Here is a 17841-nt window from a genome sequence, read left to right on the forward strand (position 1 = left end):
CGGGCACCTTCAGAGGATGGGAACGAGGCCGGCGCCGAATGCAGTGAGCATGCGGACCAGCAGCCATTTCGGGCCGACATTGACCTCGGGGAAATCGCCCACGGCGACATAGCAGCGGTGGAAGTCTGGGTCCTGCCGAGGCAGCGGCCGCGGGCAGTCCGGGCCGGGCTTGAACTCGTAGTCGGTGGCGTAGCGCCACGGCCAGAAATCGAGGATGGGCAGCGCTTCGGAGGCCTTGCCGACGCTGTAGTTCAGCCCCGACAGCACCGGCGGCTTGGCCCGCGGCGCCACCGTCCACGAGTTCTGCGGGTGGATATCGCGCAGGATGCTCTCGGCCAGCTGCTCGGCGAAGGCCGGGTCATCGATGATCACCGCACCCTCGGTGTTGTAGTTCTCGCTGCGCGGATCGAAGTTGTGGGTGCCGACCACGCCGATGCGGCGGTCGACCACCAGCGACTTGGCATGCAGGCCCATGCGCGCGCCCTTGCGGGTGACCGGCAACGGCTTGTTGACCGCCTTGCTGCCCAGGAAGGAGGGCCGGGTCTCGGTGCGCAGCAGGCGGGTCTCGACCTCGCTGCCGGCCGCGCGGCGGCGCTCGCGCGCGTTCTGGTAGGCACTGCCAGTGCGCGGGTTCACCGCCAGCTGCTTGCCGGTGGGTGCCGGATGCTCATCGCGATCGCGGCTGTCGCCGGCATTGCTGCCCGCGGCGCTGCCGCCGATCAGCGGATTGCGCCCGCCGTCGTCGTCACCCCCGGGCGCGGCGATCGGATCAGGCAGCAGGTTGCGGTAGTCGACCGGTGCATCCAGCGGGAACGGCTTGTACTCGAAGATGTTGAAGCCCAGTTCGCGCATGTTGCGCCGCTTGTACTTGTACGACAGCGCATACACGATCGGGTTGTCGGTGGCCGCCAGGCTGTTGCTGGACACCACCACCCGCGGCGGCTGCGGGCGCTTGCGCAGCTCGCGGAACAGCTTCTGCGCCGGCTTGGACAACACCAGGTACGGCGTCTGCAGGATCACTTCCTCCTGCGCGCCGGCGATCAGCGCATCCAGCTGCGGCTCGGTCACGTGCTGGCCCGCCAGCGGCGCATCGGCCTTCTCGCGCCGGTGCTTGCGTGGCAGGTCGGCGACATAGCGCACCGAGGCCACCGGCAAGGCGGTATCGACGAAGGAACGGCTGACGAAGTCCATGTCATTGGCTTCGGCACTGACCCGCTGCACCCGCTCGGGGCGGCGGAAGCTGGCCGGCGGCAGGGTCGGCACGCCCTCGCGCAGCAAGGTGCGGCCGACATCGTTCAGGCGCTCGGCCGGCACGCTGCGCCTGGCATGCCAGAAGGCATCGAAGTTGGCGGCCATCGCCCGCGCTTCCGGGCCGGCGATCAGCACGTCGCGGTCGCGGAAGTTGTACTCGCGGTCCCAGTCGTAATAGTCGTCCTGGTAGTTGCGGCCACCGACCACGCCGATCGCATCGTCGATCACCAGCAGCTTGTTGTGCATGCGCTGGTTGAAGCGGCGGAAGCAGCACAGCACGCTGCCGGCATAGTCGAAGTAGTTCAGCCGGGCCTTGCCGAAGGTCGGGTTGTAGACCCGCAGCTGGAAGTTCTGGTGCGCGCCGGACAGCGCGCCGAGGATCTGCAGGTCGGAGATCGCCGAGAGCTGGTCGATCAGCACGCGCACCTTCACCCCGCGCCGCGATGCAGCCAGCAGCTCGTCGATGACCAGCCGGGCGCTGTCGTCCTTGTCGAAGATGTAGGTCTGCAGGTCGATGCTGCGGGTAGCGCTGCGCAGCAGGTTCAGGCGCGCCACCAGCGCACCTTCGCCCTCGTCGAGCAGGGTGGCGTAGTGGCGCGGCTGTTCGGGGGTGGATTCGGTGAACGCCCGGCCGGCCAGCGCTCGCAGCGGTGAGTCCTGCGCGCAGCGGTCGGCGCGCTGGCAGCCGACCACGGTCGAGCGCGCCTGCACGGCGATCGCCTCGGCACGGTCGCGCTCGGCATGCGACAGCGACGCGCAGCCGCTGCCCAGCAACACCGTTGCCAGCGCCAGTAAACGCAGCAGGAGGTTCACGGTTTCGGCGCCTCGCTCAGGCGCGCACGTAATACGAAGGTCACTCGGTCACTCAGGGCTAACTGCCAGCTGTCCATTCCATACCGGCCTCGCTGCACGGTACCGCGGCTGACGACATCGCAATCATAGCCGGGTCGGGCGCACTCCGCCTTCTCGACCCGCAGCGACTCGGGGTGGCTGACGCCGCGCAGGGTCAGCCGGCCGTTGATGTCGCCGCCCTGTTCCACCGTCTCCGGCCAGTACGGCAGCGAGTCGAACTCGACCACCGGATGGCGCCCTGCATCGAAGAACTCTTCGCCGCGCATCCAGCCGGTGTAGCGCGCCTTGCCAGGGATCTCCACCGAACGGGTGAACATCTTCAGGTGCACCTGGTGGCGCCCGTCGGACAGGATCTCGATGCGCCCCTCGAAGTGCGGGAATACGCCTTCGATGCGCTGGCCGAAACGGGTCCGCACCTCGAAACCGATCCGCGAGCGCTGGGTATCCAGGCGCAGTACCCGCGGTGCTTCGGCGGACACCGGCGGCAACGGGGTTGGTGGGGGTACAGCGGCCCAGGCCGGGCCAAGCGCCAGCAACGCGGGCAGCAGGAAGCGGCTGCGCCGCGCCTGGCTCATCGGATCACGGCCACCAGAACGCGTTCAGGCTGGCCACGCCCGGCTCGATCGAGACCTCGCGCGGGAAGCCGAGGACGGCCACGCCGCCCGGCGGCATGCCGCGGTAGTCGCTGCTGGTGCCGTCGGTCATCAGGGCCACCAGCTGCTCCAGGCCCGGGTTGTGGCCCACGATCAGCACCCGGTCCAGGTCGCGACGCTCGTCAACCAGCGCCGCCAGGGTGCCCGGGGTGGCTTCGTAGATCCGGTCTTCCAGGCGCTTCTCGACATAGCCGATGGCCGTCATCACCGCTTCCAGGGTCTCACGGGTACGTCGCGACGGCGAGCACAGCACGCAGTCCGGCAGCAGCTTGTTTTCCTTCAACCACTTGCCGGCGGCTTCAGCTTCGGCCAGCCCTACCGGCGACAGCGGCCGGTCGAGGTCGGCCTGGCCGGAAACGGCGGGTTCGGCATGGGCATGGCGCAGCAGGATCAGTTCACGCATCGCGGGTTTCCATGGAGAAGAGGATGCAGCAGGAGAAGTGAGGCAGGCATCAAAGCTTGAGCCAGGACAGCAGCGGTTCCCAGTCGGCCTGGTGTTCGCGCACCTGGGCGGAGCGATAGTCGAACAGGCTGCGGCCCAGGCCGGTCATGACCACGTAGCTCTGGCTGTCACGCAGCTGCGCGACCACCGGGTACGGCCATTCGGCCAGCATCTGCAATGCCTGCTGCGAGGTCTGGGTCCAGGGTTTGGTGCGGTTGAGGACCAGCCCTACCGGCAGCTTGCGGCTGTGCACGCGCGGGTTCTGGGCCAGGCTGTTGAGGAAGCCGACGATGGCTTCGATATCCAGCGCCGAGGGCAGCACCGGCACCACCACGGCGTCGGCCGCGTCCAGGAAATGGGGGATATCGTCGGCCAGCGCACCGGCGGGTGCATCGATGATGACGGTATCGGTACCGTCGGGCAGCTTCTGCGCCCACTGCTTCTTCCGATACACATCGATGGGGAGCACCGCGCTTTCCAGCCCGGCACGCCGTTGTGCCCAGCGGGTGCTGGAGCCCTGCGGGTCGGCATCGGCGATCACCGTGGCCTTGCCCTGCAATGCCGCGTACGCGGCCAGGTGGGTGGCGACGGTGGTCTTGCCCACCCCGCCCTTGGAACCGGCCACCAGGATCGTCTTCATGCCAGCCTCGCTTCCGGGTACGTGCCCCGAGCGTACACCGGCGGTGGTGACGGGAGGTAGCGCCGTGCTGAACCCGTGGCCATCGCCTTTGCTATCGTGGCGCCCCCGAAGGATCGAACCGGCATGAGCGAACTGCAGGACCTGAGCGCACTGATCCGCGCCAATACCCCCCTGATCGTGATCGAGACCCAGGATGAGGGGCGCATCGTCGAACTGTTCCGGCAGACGCTGATGCACGTGTGGCGGGCCCTGCACCGCTGGTCCATCACCGAGGGCCTGCGCCGCATCGACCTGGACCGCGAGGATCCGCCGGTCGGCCCGCCCGATGCCAGCGCCGCGCTGCAGATGATCCGCCAGGCTGATCAGCGCGGTGTCTACCTGCTGCTCGATTTCCACCCCTACCTGGGCTATGCCAGCCACCAGCGCGCACTGCGCGACCTGATCCAGCGCCGCCACAGCGAACCGCACGTGCTGGTGCTGATCGGCGCCAAGGTCGAGCTGCCGGCCGAGCTGGAAGCACTGGCGGTGCGCTTCAACCCGCGCCTGCCCGATGCCAACGCCCTGCTGAAGATGCTGCGCGAGGAGGCCGACGCCTATGCGCGCGAACACGGCGGCCGCCGTGTCGAGGTCGACAGCGAGGCGGTGAAGAAGATCCTGAAGAACCTGCAGGGCCTGAGCCTGGTCGATGCCCGCCGCATCGCCCGCCAGCTGATCTACGCCGATGGCGCGCTGCGCGACGACGACCTGCCGCAGCTGGCACGGCTGAAGTTCGAGCTGCTCAACCGCAGCGGCCACCTGTTCTTCGAGCACGACAGCGCACGCTTCGGCGACGTGGCCGGCGCCAACCGGCTCAAGCGCTGGATCAGCCAGCGCCGGGTGGCCTTCATCGCCGGCTCGGCACCGGCCGGCCTGGACCCGCCGCGCGGCATGTTGCTGCTGGGCGTGCAGGGCTGCGGCAAATCAATGCTGGCCAAGGCCACCGCCGCCGGCTTCGGTGTACCGCTGCTGCGCCTGGACGTGGGTGCGCTGTACAACAAGTACCACGGCGAAACCGAGGCCAACCTGCGCCAGGCGCTGGCCTCGGCCGAGCAGCTGGCGCCCTGCGTGCTGTGGATGGACGAGATCGAGAAGGGCCTGGCCAGTGGTGGCGAGGACGGTGGCGTATCGCGCCGCGTGCTCGGCTACCTGCTGACCTGGATGGCCGAACGCAAGGCGCCGGTCTTCATCGTCGCCACCGCCAACCAGGTGCACGAACTGCCGGCCGAGCTGCTGCGCAAGGGGCGTTTCGACGAGATCTTCTTCGTCGACCTGCCCACCCCCGAAGTGCGCGTGGAACTGCTGCGGCTGCATCTGGGGCGACGCCAGCTCAATGGTGACGACTTTGCGCTGCCGGCGTTGGCGGCCGCGGCGAATGGTTTCTCCGGCGCGGAGATCGAGCAGGCGATCGTGGCCGGGCTGTATGCAGCGCACGCCGAAGGCCGGCCGTTGGATACCGAGCTGCTGATGAACGAGATCCGTGCGACGCGGCCGCTGTCGGTGCTGATGGCCGAGCAGGTAGAGGCACTGCGGGCATGGGCGTCGGGGCGGACGGTTTCTGCAGACGACTGAGGGGTTTCCAGCGAACGGCGCAGCCCCTCGTGGCGGCTGGTTGGCTGTGAACATCAAAAGCCGCGCTTGGCCGGACTGGGGGTTTACGGCGGCCCCGCAAATCCACAGTACCCCGCCATCCTAAGGAAGCCCGCTGTTGCCTCTGCGGGTGCCGGGTGCAACCCGGCCGCCCCCTACCCTCAGGGCCAGGCCGGCGGCGCGGCCGCCCACGCCTGCTGCACTTCCGCCAGCGAGGCACGCTCGTCGTCTCGCCACAACGGCAACAACTGCGCATAGCGGCTGCTGTCGCTCCATTGCGTCGGCTCGGTACGCACTGCGGCGGCATACCACTGCACCGCCTCCTGCTTCCGCCCGGCCCGCCACAGCGCCAGCGCATAGGTCGGTGGCAACCAGCCCGGCTTGCTCAGCGAACCACCGGCAGCGGCCTGCCATTGCTCCAGGGCGGCTTCGGGCTGGCCCTGACGCAGCAGGTCCCAGCCGTAGTTCCAGCGCACGCCACGGCCCAGGCTGCCCTGCACCGGCGCATCCTTCAGCGCTTCGCGATACAGCTGTTCACCCAGTTCGGTACGGCCCTGGGCAATGGCCACCGACGCCAGCTGCACGGTGGCCTCCACGGTCCGCCGGCCGCGCTCGCGCTGCTTGAGCAGCTGCGCCACCAGCTCATCCCCGTCGGACTGGACCACGATCATGGGCACGGCGGCCGCATCGCTGTCGAAGTAGAACTCCTGTGGTGCCGGCACCGCCGGCGCGGCCCACACCGGGGCCGTTCCCGAGACCAGCAACATGCTGCCCAGGATCTTTCCTGCAACTGACATCCCTTCTCCCCAGGCCGCAACCGCAGCCCCCTCTCTCTCCCCGATCCTAACCCCAGCATGGCCGCCGGCGCGAGTGCCGGGGCGGCCGGGCCTCGCTGCTACAATTCGCGCCTTTCCCGCCGCGTGCCTGCATGCGGCCGGTGCCAGCCGATCCTGACCGGGCCAGCCATGACCAGTACCGCGCAACTCACGTCGCCCTCCTCCACCGACCTGATCGACCGTGACTACACGCTCGACCACAAGTACACCCGCAACGAGGGGCGGATCTACCTGAGTGGCGTGCAGGCGCTGGTGAAGCTGCCGCTGATGCAGCGGCTGCGCGACGCGCACGAAGGCATCGACAGCGCCGGCTTCGTCAGCGGCTACCGCGGCAGCCCGCTGGGCGGCTTCGACCTGGAGCTGTGGCGCGCACGCAAACACCTCGACGCGGCCAAGGTGAAGTTCACCCCCGGCCTGAACGAGGACCTGGGCGCCACCATGGTGTGGGGCACCCAGCAGACCAACCTGTTCCCCGGCGCCAACGTGCAGGGCGTGTTCGGCATGTGGTACGGCAAGGGCCCGGGCGTGGACCGCTGCGGCGACGTGTTCAAGCACGCCAATGCCGCCGGCACCTCGCGCTACGGCGGCGTGCTGGCACTGGCCGCCGATGACCATGCCTGCCGCAGTTCAACCCTGCCGCATGGCAGCGAGGACGAGTTCGTCAGCGCGATGATGCCGGTACTGAATCCGGCCGGTGTGCAGGACATCCTCGACATGGGCCTGCTGGGCTGGGCGATGAGCCGCTATACCGGGCGCTGGGTCGGCTTCAAGACGATCGCCGAGACGGTCGAATCGTCGGCCTCGGTCGAGGTCGACCCGATGGCGCGCCGCATCGTGCTGCCGGAAGACTTCGAGATGCCGACCGGCGGGCTCAACATCCGCTGGCCGGACCCGCCGCTGGACCAGGAAATGCGCCTGCACCGCTATGCGGTGAAGGCCGCACAGGCGTTCGCCCGCGCCAACGGCATCGACAAGGTGGTGATGGACGCGCCGCGCGCGCGGCTGGGCATCGTCACCACCGGCAAGAGCTACCTGGACGTGCTGCAGGCGCTGGAATACCTGGGCCTGGACGAAGCCGCCTGCGCCGACATCGGCATCCGCGTGTACAAGGTCGGCATGACCTGGCCGCTGGAGCCGCAGGGCATCGCGCGCTTCGCGCAGGGCCTGGAAGACATCATCGTGGTGGAGGAAAAGCGTGCCTTCATCGAGCGCCAGATGAAGGAACAGTTCTTCAACTGGCCGGCCAGCTGGGGCCAGCGCCCGTCCATCGTCGGCAAGTATGACGAGACTGGCGAATGGATCCTGCCGTCCACCGGCGAGCTGACCCCGGCCACCATCGCCGGCGTGATCGGCCGCCGCATCCAGAAGTTCTTCAACAACGCATCGATCGAGCAGCGGCTGCAGTGGATGCAGGAGAAGGAAGCCGAGCTTGCGTTGCCGCGCGCCAGTTTCCCGCGCGTACCGCATTACTGCTCGGGCTGCCCGCACAACACCTCCACCAACGTGCCGGAAGGCTCGCGTGCGCTGGCCGGCATCGGTTGCCATTACATGGTGACCTGGATGGACCGCAGCACCGACACCTTCACCCACATGGGCGGCGAAGGCGTGACCTGGGCCGGGCAGGCGCCGTTCACCGATACCCCGCACGTGTTCCAGAACCTCGGCGACGGCACCTACTTCCACAGCGGCTCGCTGGCGATCCGCCAGGCGGTCGCCGCCGGCGTCAACATCACCTACAAGATCCTCTACAACGATGCGGTGGCGATGACCGGCGGCCAGCCGGTGGACGGCCCACTGAGCGTGCCGGACATTGCAAAGCAGATGCGCGCCGAAGGCATCCACACCATCGTGGTGCTGTCGGACAACATCGGCAAGTGGACCGGCCAGCGCGAGCACTTCCCCAGCGACGTCGAGTTCCATGACCGCAGCGAACTGGACGAAGTGCAGAAGCGCCTGCGCGAAGTGAAGGGTGTTTCGATCCTGATCTACGAACAGACCTGCGCGACCGAGAAGCGTCGCCGCCGCAAGCGCGGCAAGCTGGAAGACCCGCAGAAGCGGGTGATGATCAACTCGCTGGTCTGCGAAGGCTGCGGCGACTGCGGCAAGAAGAGCTTCTGCGTGTCGGTGCTGCCGAAGGAAACCGAGTTCGGACGCAAGCGCGAGATCGACCAGTCCAACTGCAACAAGGACTATTCCTGCGTGAACGGCTTCTGCCCCAGCTTCGTCACCGTGCACGGTGGCCAGCCGCGCAAGGGCAGCAAGCGCGATGCGTCCACGCTGCTGGACAACCTGCCGGCGCCGACCCTCCGCGACAGCCTGGAACAGCCCTGGAACATCCTGATCACCGGCGTCGGCGGTACCGGCGTGGTGACCATCGGTGCGCTGCTGGGCATGGCCGGCCACCTGGAGGGCAAGGGCGCGACCGTGCTCGACCAGACCGGCCTGGCGCAGAAGGGCGGCGCGGTGACCACGCATATCCGCATTGCCCGTCGCCCTGAAGACATCCATGCCGTGCGTATCGCCGCTGGCGAGGCCGACCTGGTGCTGGGCTGCGACATGGTGGTGGTCAACGATTACTGGGCGCTGTCGAAGGTCCGTGCCGGCCGTTCGCAGGTGGTGCTGAACACTTACGAAGCGATGCCAGGCACCTTCACCACCCGCCCGGACATGCAGTTCCCCGCCGCCGACATCATCGCCGGCGTGCGCGTGGCACTGGGCGGCCAGGAGCCGTTGCTGCTCGATGCCACCCAGCTGGCCACCGCGCTGCTGGGCGATGCCATTGCCGCCAACCTGTTCATCCTCGGCTACGCCTGGCAGCAGGGCCTGGTACCGTTGTCGTTCGAGTCACTGATGCGCGCCATCGAACTCAACGGCGCCGCCGTGGCGATGAACCAGCAGGCGTTCGCCTGGGGCCGCCTGGCCGTGGTCGATCCGCAGGCCGTGCAGCAGGCGGCCGGCCTGGTACGCAACCGCCATACCGATACCGAATCCACCCCGGGCCCGCTGCATCCGCTGCCGCCAGGCGAGTGGGAGGGCAATGAATGGGGTGCCACTGCGGCACCGCGCAACACCGGCGACGAACGCGAACTGCGTGGCCTGCCCTCGCACGGTGGCGACGTGGCGTTCCTGCCGCTGGACGACGCACGCCTGTCGCGCTCGCTGGATGAAATGATCGAGCGCCGCGCCGCGTTCCTGGTCGAGTACCAGGATGCCGCCTACGCCAAGCGCTACCGTGACCTGGTAGCGCGCGTACGCGCCACCGAAGCCGACCGCATCGGCGGTTCCACTGCGCTGACCGAGACCGTGGCGCGCTACCTGTTCAAGCTGATGGCCTACAAGGACGAGTACGAAGTGGCGCGCCTGTACACCAGCGGCGACTTCCAGCGTCGCCTGCAGCAGCAATTCGAGGGCGACTACCAGCTGCGCTTCCATCTGGCACCGCCGCTGTTCGCGAAGAAGGACGAGCAGGGCCGGCTGCTGAAGAAGGAATACGGCCCGTGGATGTTCAAGGCCTTCGGTCTGTTGGCGAAGCTGAAGTTCCTGCGTGGCGGCCGCTTCGATGTGTTCGGACGCACCGAGGAGCGCCGCATGGAACGCAAGCTGATTGCTGATTACGAGGCGACGGTGCAGGTGCTGCTGGACGGGCTGGAGGACGACCGTCTGTCGCTGGCGGTGGAGATCGCCAGCGTTCCCGAGCACATCCGCGGCTTCGGCCATGTCAAGGAAGCGCATTTCGCGCAGGCCAAGGCGCGCGAAGCGGCCCTGCTGGCGCAGTGGCGCAATCCGAAGGCGCTGCATATCGTGCAGGTGGCTTGAAGGTGGTGCCGGCCGCTGGCCGGCATCTTCCTGGCAATCGGTTGCCGGCCAACGGCCGGCACTGCCGGTGGTTCACCCCAACCGCCACAGCAATAGCCGGTTATTGGCCGGCATCGCCACGTCACCCAACCGGGTAAACCCGTTGTCCGCCGCCAGCGCCTGCACCGCTTCGCTATCGCGGATACCGCTGCGCGGGTCGCGCGCCTTCAGCCAGGCATCGAACTGCGCGTTGCTGTCGCTGGTATAGCGACCGCCGTAGTTGAAGGGGCCATACACCGCCAGCAACGCACCGTGACGCAACAGCGGCGGCAGCGCGCCGAACAGCACCTGCACGTACTCCCAGCCCATGATGTGCAGCGTGTTGGCGCTGAATGCGGCGTCGAACGTGCTGCTTTCTGGAAGGTCCAGGCCCGTTGCCGGTGGCAGCTCCACCTGCAGCGCCACCGGCGGCAGCAGGTTCAGCAGCGCGGCCTCCGCACGCCAGGCTTCGATGCCGGGCAGATGGTCCGGATGGTCGCTGGGCTGCCAGCGCAGCCACGGCCAGCGCTCGGCGAAGAAGGCTGCGTGCTGGCCGGTACCGCTGCCGATCTCCAGCACCCGATGGCGGTCGCCCATCCACGGGTCGAGTGCGGTGGCGATGGGTTCGCGGTTTCGCTCGCAGGCTTCTGAATACGGCTTGCTCGACATCAGGACGGTGTCCAGGCGGGGTCGGCCCCATTGTGCACGAGGGGGTGTCTGCAGGGCTTGCAGCCCTGCACCCGCAGGAGCCGGAACCAGAGCAACGTCAAAAGCTGGCATTCCGTGGGTTGGCGGGGTGGGCCCGGTTGCGGGGGGCGCCGTAAATACGTCCCTGTAGGCTCGGTCGCCGCATCCATGCGGCTCACGCCCCCGCAACCGGACCCACCCCGCCTTCGACAGATTCCGCGATCTGTCGGAAGTGCTCTTGGGGTCAGATCCGTTTTCCTGTGGAAAACGGATCTGACCCCGGATTCATTTCGATACCTGACAGATGTGTCGACCAAGGTCGACACCTACCAACAGCCGCAGGAATCTGTCAGAGGTGGGGCGGTGTCGGATTGCGGGGTGTCAGCCGCATGGATGCGGCTGCCAAGCCTCCATGGACGGATTCACGGCGTCCCCGCAATCCGACACCGCCCCGCCCACCCACGGAATGCCGCTCTGGCTCTGGCTCTGGCTTTGGCCGTTGCCGTTGCATTGAGCAGGTGCAGGGCTGCAAGCCCTGCCGAAACCCTCCCCAACCATGACTGCAGTCACTTGCCCGGTTGCGCCGCGCTGGCGAAAGTCGAGGAGTTGACGTGATCGGTCCGGCGCGTTGCCGACCGCAAGCGAGAGAGAGAAACGCTGTGCAACGACGTGAGTTCCTGGCTTTTTCCGGCCTGGGCCTGGCCGGCCTGCTGCTGCCGCATTCCCGTGCCATCGCCGCCGAGCAGCTGCTGGCGCCGGTCGATACCGCCCAGCGCCGGCGCTTGGCCGAGGTCGCGCTGGCCACCGCACGCTCGGCCAAGGCCAGCTACTGCGATGTGCGCATCGGCCGCTACCTCAACCAGTCGGTGATCACCCGCGAGCACCAGGTCGGCAATGTGACCAACCGAGAATCGTCCGGCGTGGGTGTGCGGGTGATCGTCAACGGTGCCTGGGGCTTTGCTGCCACCCATCAGCAGACCGAGGCCGCCGTGCGCGCAGCGGTCGAGCAGGCCGCAGCAATCGCCCGCGCCAACGCCAGCATCCAGACCCGCCCAGTGCAACTGGCACCCACGCCGTCCGTCGGTGAAGTGCGCTGGCAGACGCCCATCCGCAGGAACGCGATGGCGGTGCCGATCCAGGACAAGGTCCAGCTGCTGCTGGCCCTCAATGCCGCTGCGCTGGATGCGGGCGCCGACTACATCAATTCCACCCTGTTCCTGGTCAACGAACAGAAGTACTTCGCCTCCAGCGACGGCTCGTTCATCGACCAGGACATCCACCGCATCTGGTTGCCGTTCACCGCCACCGCCATCGACAAGGCCAGCGGCAAATTCCGCACCCGCGCCGGCCTGTCCTCGCCAATGGGCATGGGCTATGAGTTCCTCGATGGCGATGCGCGCGGCAAGGTGCAGCTGCCCGGCGGCATCACTGCCTACCGCGATTCCTACGACCCGGTCGAGGACGCCATTGCGGCCGCCCGCCACGCGCGCGAGAAACTGAAGGCGCCATCGGTGAAGCCCGGCAAGTACGACCTGGTGCTGGACCCGTCCAATCTGTTCCTGACCATCCACGAGAACGTCGGCCACCCGCTGGAGCTGGACCGCGTGCTCGGCTACGAGGCCAACTACGCTGGTACCAGCTTCGCCACGCTGGACAAGCGCGATGCCGGCTTCCGCTGGGGCAGCGACATCGTCACCTTCTTCGCCGACAAGACCCAGCCCGGCAGCCTCGGTGCGGTCGGCTACGACGACGAGGGCGTGAAGACCCAGCGCTGGGACCTGGTGCGCGACGGCATCCTGGTCGACTACCAGGCCACCCGCGATGAAGCCCACATCCTCGGCCGCGATGCATCGCATGGCTGCAGCTATGCCGATTCCTGGTCCAGCGTGCAGTTCCAGCGCATGGCCAATGTCTCGCTGGCGCCGGGCAAGCAACCGCTCAGCGTCGAGGACATGATCAAGGACGTGGAGAACGGCATCTACATCCACGGCCGCGGTTCGTATTCGATCGATCAGCAGCGTTACAACGCGCAGTTCGGCGGCCAGCTGTACTACCAGATCAAGGACGGAAAGATCGCCGGCATGGTCGAGGATGCGGCCTACCAGATCCGCACCCCGGAATTCTGGAATGCCTGCACCGCCATCTGCGATGAACGCGACTTCCGCCTGGGCGGTTCGTTCTTCGATGGCAAGGGCCAGCCGGGCCAGGTGTCGGCGGTCTCGCACGGTTCATCCACCACCCGCTTCAACGGCATCAACATCATCAACACCGCGCGCAGTCTCGGCGCTTGAGCCACCCATCCTTCGACATGGAGAGCAGCCTTGCAAAGACGTGACTTCCTGGCCCTGACCGGGCTTACCGCGGGCGGGCTGATCGTGCCCTCCTTCTTCGGCAAGGTGATCGCCGCCGAGCAGCTGCAGAGCACGCTGGACCTGGGGCTGAAGAAGCGCCTGGCCGATGCGGCGCTGGCCGCCGCCCGCCAGGCCGGTGCCACCTACTGCGACGTGCGCATCGGCCGCTACCTGCGGCAGTTCGTGATCACCCGCGAGGACAAGGTGCAGAACGTGGTGAACACCGAGTCCACCGGCGTCGGCATCCGCGTGATCGTCAATGGTGCGTGGGGCTTTGCCGCCACCAATGCGCTGGGCACCGCCGACGTGGCCAAGGCGGCGCAGCAGGCGGCCGCGATCGCCAAGGCCAATGCCGGCGTGCAGACCGCGCCGGTGCAGCTGGCCAAGGCGCCGGGCGTGGGTGAGGTGAGCTGGCGCACGCCGATCCGCAAGAATGCGATGGAGGTGCCGATCAAGGACAAGGTCGGCCTGCTGCTGGACGTCAACGCCGCCGCAATGGGCGCCGGTGCCAGCTTCGTCAACTCGATGCTGTTCCTGGTCAACGAGCAGAAGTACTTCGCCTCCACCGACGGTTCCTACATCGACCAGGACGTGCATCGCATCTGGGCGCCGATGACGGTCACCGCCATCGACAAGGCCAGCGGCAAGTTCCGCACCCGTTCGGGCCTGTCCTCGCCGATGGGCCTGGGCTACGAGTACCTGGACGGTGCCGCCGCGGGCAAGGTGGTCAGCCCCAATGGCGTGGTCAACTACAGTTCTTCCTACGACATGAAGGAAGACGCCATCGCCGCCGCCCGGCAGGCGCAGGAAAAGCTGAAGGCACCGTCGGTGAAGCCGGGCAAGTACGACCTGGTGCTCGATCCGTCGCACACCTGGCTGACCATCCACGAGTCGATCGGCCACCCGCTGGAACTGGACCGCGTGCTCGGCTACGAAGCCAACTACGCCGGCACCAGCTTCGCCACCCTGGACAAGCGCGAACAGCGTTTCCAGTACGGCAGCGAGCTGGTCAACATCTTCGCCGACAAGACCCAGCCGGGCAGCCTCGGCGCCGTGGCATACGACGACGAAGGCGTGAAGTGCAAGCGCTGGGACCTGATCAGCAACGGCAAGCTGGTGGACTACCAGACCATCCGCGACCAGGCGCACATCCTCGGCAAGACCGAGTCCGACGGCTGCTGCTATGCCGACTCGTGGTCCAGCGTGCAGTTCCAGCGCATGGCCAACGTGTCGATGGCACCGGGCAAGAAGCCGCTGAGCGTGCCGGACCTGATCAAGGACGTGGAGAACGGCATCTACATCATCGGTGACGGTTCGTTCTCGATCGACCAGCAGCGCTACAACGCGCAGTTCGGCGGCCAGCTGTTCTACGAGATCAAGAACGGCCAGATCACCCGCATGCTGGAAGACGTGGCCTACCAGATCCGCACGCCGGAATTCTGGAACGCCTGTACCGCCGTGGCCGACGAGCGCGACTACCGCCTGGGCGGTTCGTTCTTCGACGGCAAGGGCCAGCCGGGCCAGGTCTCGGCGGTCTCGCACGGCTCGTCCACCGCGCGCTTCAACGGCATCAACGTCATCAACACCGCACGCAGCCTCGGCTGACCGGTCAGGAGCCCTTACACATGAGTATCTTCACCGAAGCCCAGGCCAAGGCCATCCTCGACAAGGTCATCGCCCTGTCCAAGGCCGACGAGTGCACCGCCGTGCTGGCCGGTGCGATCAGCGGCAACATCCGTTTCGCGCTGAACAATGTCTCCACCAGCGGCATCGTCGACAACACCGAGCTGGCGGTCACCGTCGCCTTCGGCAAGCGCGTCGGCACCGCCTCGATCAACGAGTTCGACGACGCCGCGCTGGAACGCGTGGTACGCCGTGCCGAAGACCTGGCCCGCCTGGCCCCGGAGAACCCGGAGTTCATGCCGGCCATCGGCAAGCAGAGCTACCGCGCCAGCCCGACCTTCAGCGAATCCACCGCCGCGATCGATCCGGCCTTCCGTGCCAAAGTCGCTGCCGATTCGATCGCCCCGTGCCGCGGCCACGGCCTGGTCGCCGCCGGCTTCCTGGAGGACGGCCAGGGCTTCCAGGCCACCGCCAACAGCAACGGCAACTTCGCCTACCAGCGCACCACCAACTTCGATTACACCTGCACTGTGCGCACCGAAGATGGCCGCGGTTCGGGCTGGGTCGGCCGCAACCTGAAGGACGCGGCGGACTTCAAGGCTGACCAGGACATCCGCATCGCCATGCGCAAGGCCACCGAATCGGCCGAAGCCAAGGCACTGGAACCGGGCAAGTACACGGTCATCCTGGAGCCGGCCGCAGCGGCAGGCCTGATCAGCTTCATGATGAACTTCTTCAGTGCACGCTCGGCCGATGAAGGCCGCAGCTTTCTGTCGAAGAAGGGCGGCGGCAACAAGCTGGGCGAGCAGGTCTACGACCCGCGCGTGACCATGATCGCCGACCCGTGGCATCCGGATGCACCGGTGCTGCCGTGGGACAACGAAGGGCTGCCGCGCGAGCGCATGGCCATCATCGAGAACGGCAGGATCGCCAATCTGGACTACTCGCGCTTCTGGGCGCAGAAGCAGGGCAAGACCGCCAAGGCCTCGCCGGGCAACCTGCTGATGAGCGGTGGCGACAAGAGCACCGCCGAGCTGGTGCGCGGCACCCAGAAGGGCATCCTGGTCACGCGTACCTGGTACATCCGCATGGTCGATCCGCAGACCGTGCTGCTGACCGGCCTGACCCGCGACGGCACCTTCTACATCGAGAACGGCCAGATCAAGCACCCGGTGAAGAACTTCCGCTTCAACGAGTCGCCGGTGATCATGCTCAACAACATCGAAGAGCTGGGCAAGCCGGTGCGTGTGGCCGGTGATGAATCCAGCTACGTGATGATGATCCCGCCGATGAAGCTGCGCGATTTCACCTTCACCTCGCTGTCCGACGCGGTCTGATGGATCGCCGGGCCTGCCTGCGCTGGTTGGCCGCTGCCGCTTCGGCGGCGGCGCTGCCGGCCTGGGCACAGGCAGGCCCGCGCAGTTCGCGCTACGACTTCTGGTTCACCCGCCTGCAGTACGACTCCGGTGACTGGGACGTGGACGCGCGCATGCCATCCAACCTGATCACCTCGCTGATCGACTACACATCGCTGCGCGTGGACCCGCAGGAACACGTGGTGGCGCTGGCCGACCCGCGCATGCTGGAAGCGCCGTTCTGCTACCTGGCCGGGCACACGCTGGTGGAGTTCAACGCCGCCGAACGGCAGAACTTCGTGCGCTACGTGCGCAATGGCGGCTTCGTCTTCGTCGACGACTGCAACCATGACATCGACGGCCTGTTCGCCACCTCGTTCGAGGCACAGATGGGCCGGCTGTTCGGCCCGAAGGCATTGCAGAAACTGCCCAACAGCCACGCGCTGTACCGCAGTTTCTTCCGCTTCCCGGACGGTCCGCCCGCCACCAGCTTCGAACTCAACGGCTGGGGCGACGACCTGGTGCACGACTATCTGAAAGGCATCGAGGTCGAGGGTCGGCTGGGCCTGCTCTACAGCAACAAGGACTACGGCTGCGAGTGGGACTACGACTGGCGCAACAAGCGCTTCCTGGCCGAAGACAACACCCGCTTTGGCGTCAACATCGTGATGTACGCGTTGAACAATTGACAGGACCTGCACGCCCATGAACTCCTCCGACCTCGAATCCCTGCTGCCGCGCCTGGATGAACTGCGCGCCGCGCTCGCACGCGCGGTGGTGGGCCAGCACACGGTGGTCGAGCAGCTGTTGATCGGCCTGCTGGCCGGTGGCCACTGCCTGCTGGAAGGTGCGCCGGGGCTCGGCAAGACCCTGCTGGTGCGCTCACTCGGCCAGGCATTGGAACTGCAGTTCCGGCGCGTGCAGTTCACCCCCGACCTGATGCCCAGCGACATTCTCGGCACCGAGCTGCTGGAGGAAGACCATGGCACCGGCCATCGCCATTTCCGCTTCCAGCAGGGCCCGATCTTCACCCACCTGCTGCTGGCCGACGAACTCAACCGCACCCCGCCCAAGACCCAGGCCGCGCTGCTGGAAGCGATGCAGGAGCGCACGGTCAGCTACGCCGGCACCACCTACGCATTGCCCGCGCCGTTCTTCGTGCTGGCCACGCAGAACCCGATCGAGCAGGCCGGCACCTACCCGCTGCCCGAAGCGCAGCTGGACCGCTTCCTGCTGCATGTGCTGGTGGATTACCCCAGCGAAGACGAGGAACGGCGGATCCTGGAACAGACCACCGGCGGTGCCACCGACGCGGTGCCGAAGGTGATGGATGCCGAGGCGGTGATCGCCCTGCAGGCGGCAGTACGCCAGGTGCATGTCAGCCCTGATGTGCTGGCCTGGATCACCCGCCTGGTGCGCGCCAGCCGTCCGGGCGAAGGCGCACCGGCGGCGATCAACCAGTGGGTGAAGTGGGGCGCAGGCCCGCGCGCCGGGCAGTCGCTGGTGCTGGCGGCGAAGGCGCGCGCACTGCTGCAGGGCCGCTTCGCCGCCACCCGCGAGGATGTGCAGGCACTGGCCGCGCCGGTGATGCGTCATCGCCTGCTGCTGTCGTTCGCCGCCGAGGCCGAGCAGAAGCGTGCCGACGACGTGGTCGCCGCCCTTCTGCAGGCCGTGCCGTTCCCGGGTTGAGC

General features: G+C 67.4%; 13 protein-coding genes. 7 read left to right on the forward strand and 6 right to left on the reverse strand.

The features are described from left to right. Positions 1-9: 9 nt before the first annotated feature. From AC5P5V_RS05255 to AC5P5V_RS05270, 4 genes are read right to left on the reverse strand one after another with little or no spacing between them, the layout of a single operon-like run. Entirely contained in the window at positions 10-2064 is a 2055-nt protein-coding gene (locus tag AC5P5V_RS05255; protein WP_088496480.1) for a phospholipase D family protein, read from the reverse strand. Next, the gene (locus AC5P5V_RS05260; protein ID WP_005420984.1) at positions 2061-2678 is read right to left on the reverse strand and encodes a YceI family protein; all 618 of its coding nucleotides are present in this window, start codon (positions 2676-2678) and stop codon (positions 2061-2063) included. Before AC5P5V_RS05260 ends, AC5P5V_RS05255 begins: the two co-directional genes overlap by 4 nt. Positions 2679-2682: 4 nt before the next feature. Further along, on the reverse strand, positions 2683-3159 hold the full coding sequence (locus tag AC5P5V_RS05265) for a SixA phosphatase family protein (RefSeq protein ID WP_061479387.1): 477 nt from the start codon (positions 3157-3159) through the stop codon (positions 2683-2685). A gap of 49 nt (positions 3160-3208) precedes the next feature. After that, complete coding sequence (locus tag AC5P5V_RS05270; protein ID WP_005420986.1) at positions 3209-3838, reverse strand: nucleotide-binding protein; 630 nt, start codon at positions 3836-3838, stop codon at positions 3209-3211. Positions 3839-3961: 123 nt separating this feature from the next. Here AC5P5V_RS05270 and AC5P5V_RS05275 point away from each other — a divergent pair, with 123 nt between their 5' ends. Then, on the forward strand, positions 3962-5446 hold the full coding sequence (locus tag AC5P5V_RS05275) for an AAA family ATPase (protein WP_005420987.1): 1485 nt from the start codon (positions 3962-3964) through the stop codon (positions 5444-5446). A 179-nt stretch (positions 5447-5625) separates the two neighbouring features. Here AC5P5V_RS05275 and AC5P5V_RS05280 read toward each other — a convergent pair whose 3' ends face one another. Beyond that, positions 5626-6261: a tetratricopeptide repeat protein gene (locus AC5P5V_RS05280; RefSeq protein ID WP_061479389.1), complete on the reverse strand. Its 636-nt coding sequence runs from the start codon at positions 6259-6261 to the stop codon at positions 5626-5628. Positions 6262-6429: 168 nt separating this feature from the next. Here AC5P5V_RS05280 and AC5P5V_RS05285 point away from each other — a divergent pair, with 168 nt between their 5' ends. Further along, positions 6430-10116 carry an indolepyruvate ferredoxin oxidoreductase family protein gene (locus AC5P5V_RS05285; protein ID WP_061479390.1) on the forward strand — a complete coding sequence of 1229 codons (3687 nt, stop codon included), beginning with the start codon at positions 6430-6432 and terminating at the stop codon, positions 10114-10116. A 72-nt stretch (positions 10117-10188) separates the two neighbouring features. Here the strand turns inward: AC5P5V_RS05285 and AC5P5V_RS05290 are convergent, their stop codons facing one another. Continuing rightward, complete coding sequence (locus AC5P5V_RS05290) at positions 10189-10803, reverse strand: DUF938 domain-containing protein (protein ID WP_061479391.1); 615 nt, start codon at positions 10801-10803, stop codon at positions 10189-10191. Between the two features lie 677 nt (positions 10804-11480). On the opposite strand from AC5P5V_RS05290, the gene AC5P5V_RS05295 reads away from it, so the two are divergent. The 5 genes from AC5P5V_RS05295 to AC5P5V_RS05315 are packed head-to-tail and all read left to right on the forward strand — an operon-like array spanning position 11481 to position 17839. Continuing rightward, on the forward strand, positions 11481-13112 hold the full coding sequence (locus tag AC5P5V_RS05295; protein ID WP_181357858.1) for a TldD/PmbA family protein: 1632 nt from the start codon (positions 11481-11483) through the stop codon (positions 13110-13112). Positions 13113-13142: 30 nt separating this feature from the next. Next, positions 13143-14777, forward strand: a complete 1635-nt coding sequence (locus AC5P5V_RS05300; protein WP_061479900.1) for a TldD/PmbA family protein — start codon at positions 13143-13145, stop codon at positions 14775-14777. A gap of 20 nt (positions 14778-14797) precedes the next feature. Further along, positions 14798-16132 (forward strand): TldD/PmbA family protein, encoded by a 1335-nt coding sequence (locus AC5P5V_RS05305; protein WP_061479901.1) that lies wholly within the window; start codon positions 14798-14800, stop codon positions 16130-16132. Continuing rightward, a complete protein-coding gene (locus tag AC5P5V_RS05310) occupies positions 16132-16839 on the forward strand; it encodes a DUF4159 domain-containing protein (protein ID WP_061479902.1) in 708 nt (235 codons plus the stop codon). The genes AC5P5V_RS05305 and AC5P5V_RS05310 overlap by 1 nt, the downstream gene beginning before the upstream one ends. Before the next feature lie 16 nt (positions 16840-16855). Then, positions 16856-17839: an AAA family ATPase gene (locus tag AC5P5V_RS05315; protein ID WP_180870082.1), complete on the forward strand. Its 984-nt coding sequence runs from the start codon at positions 16856-16858 to the stop codon at positions 17837-17839. Positions 17840-17841 lie beyond the last annotated feature (2 nt).

The sequence above is a fragment of the Stenotrophomonas sp. YJH_SMC_130 genome (assembly GCF_059369035.1).

Coding starts and splice junctions, on each gene's coding strand:
- AC5P5V_RS05260 (WP_005420984.1), bottom strand. CDS start 2,678: ATGAGCCAGGCGCGGCGCAGCCGCTTCCTGCTGCCCGCGTTGCTGGCG.
- AC5P5V_RS05265 (WP_061479387.1), bottom strand. CDS start 3,159: ATGCGTGAACTGATCCTGCTGCGCCATGCCCATGCCGAACCCGCCGTT.
- AC5P5V_RS05270 (WP_005420986.1), bottom strand. CDS start 3,838: ATGAAGACGATCCTGGTGGCCGGTTCCAAGGGCGGGGTGGGCAAGACC.
- AC5P5V_RS05275 (WP_005420987.1), top strand. CDS start 3,962: ATGAGCGAACTGCAGGACCTGAGCGCACTGATCCGCGCCAATACCCCC.
- AC5P5V_RS05280 (WP_061479389.1), bottom strand. CDS start 6,261: ATGTCAGTTGCAGGAAAGATCCTGGGCAGCATGTTGCTGGTCTCGGGA.
- AC5P5V_RS05285 (WP_061479390.1), top strand. CDS start 6,430: ATGACCAGTACCGCGCAACTCACGTCGCCCTCCTCCACCGACCTGATC.
- AC5P5V_RS05290 (WP_061479391.1), bottom strand. CDS start 10,803: ATGTCGAGCAAGCCGTATTCAGAAGCCTGCGAGCGAAACCGCGAACCC.
- AC5P5V_RS05305 (WP_061479901.1), top strand. CDS start 14,798: ATGAGTATCTTCACCGAAGCCCAGGCCAAGGCCATCCTCGACAAGGTC.
- AC5P5V_RS05310 (WP_061479902.1), top strand. CDS start 16,132: ATGGATCGCCGGGCCTGCCTGCGCTGGTTGGCCGCTGCCGCTTCGGCG.
- AC5P5V_RS05315 (WP_180870082.1), top strand. CDS start 16,856: ATGAACTCCTCCGACCTCGAATCCCTGCTGCCGCGCCTGGATGAACTG.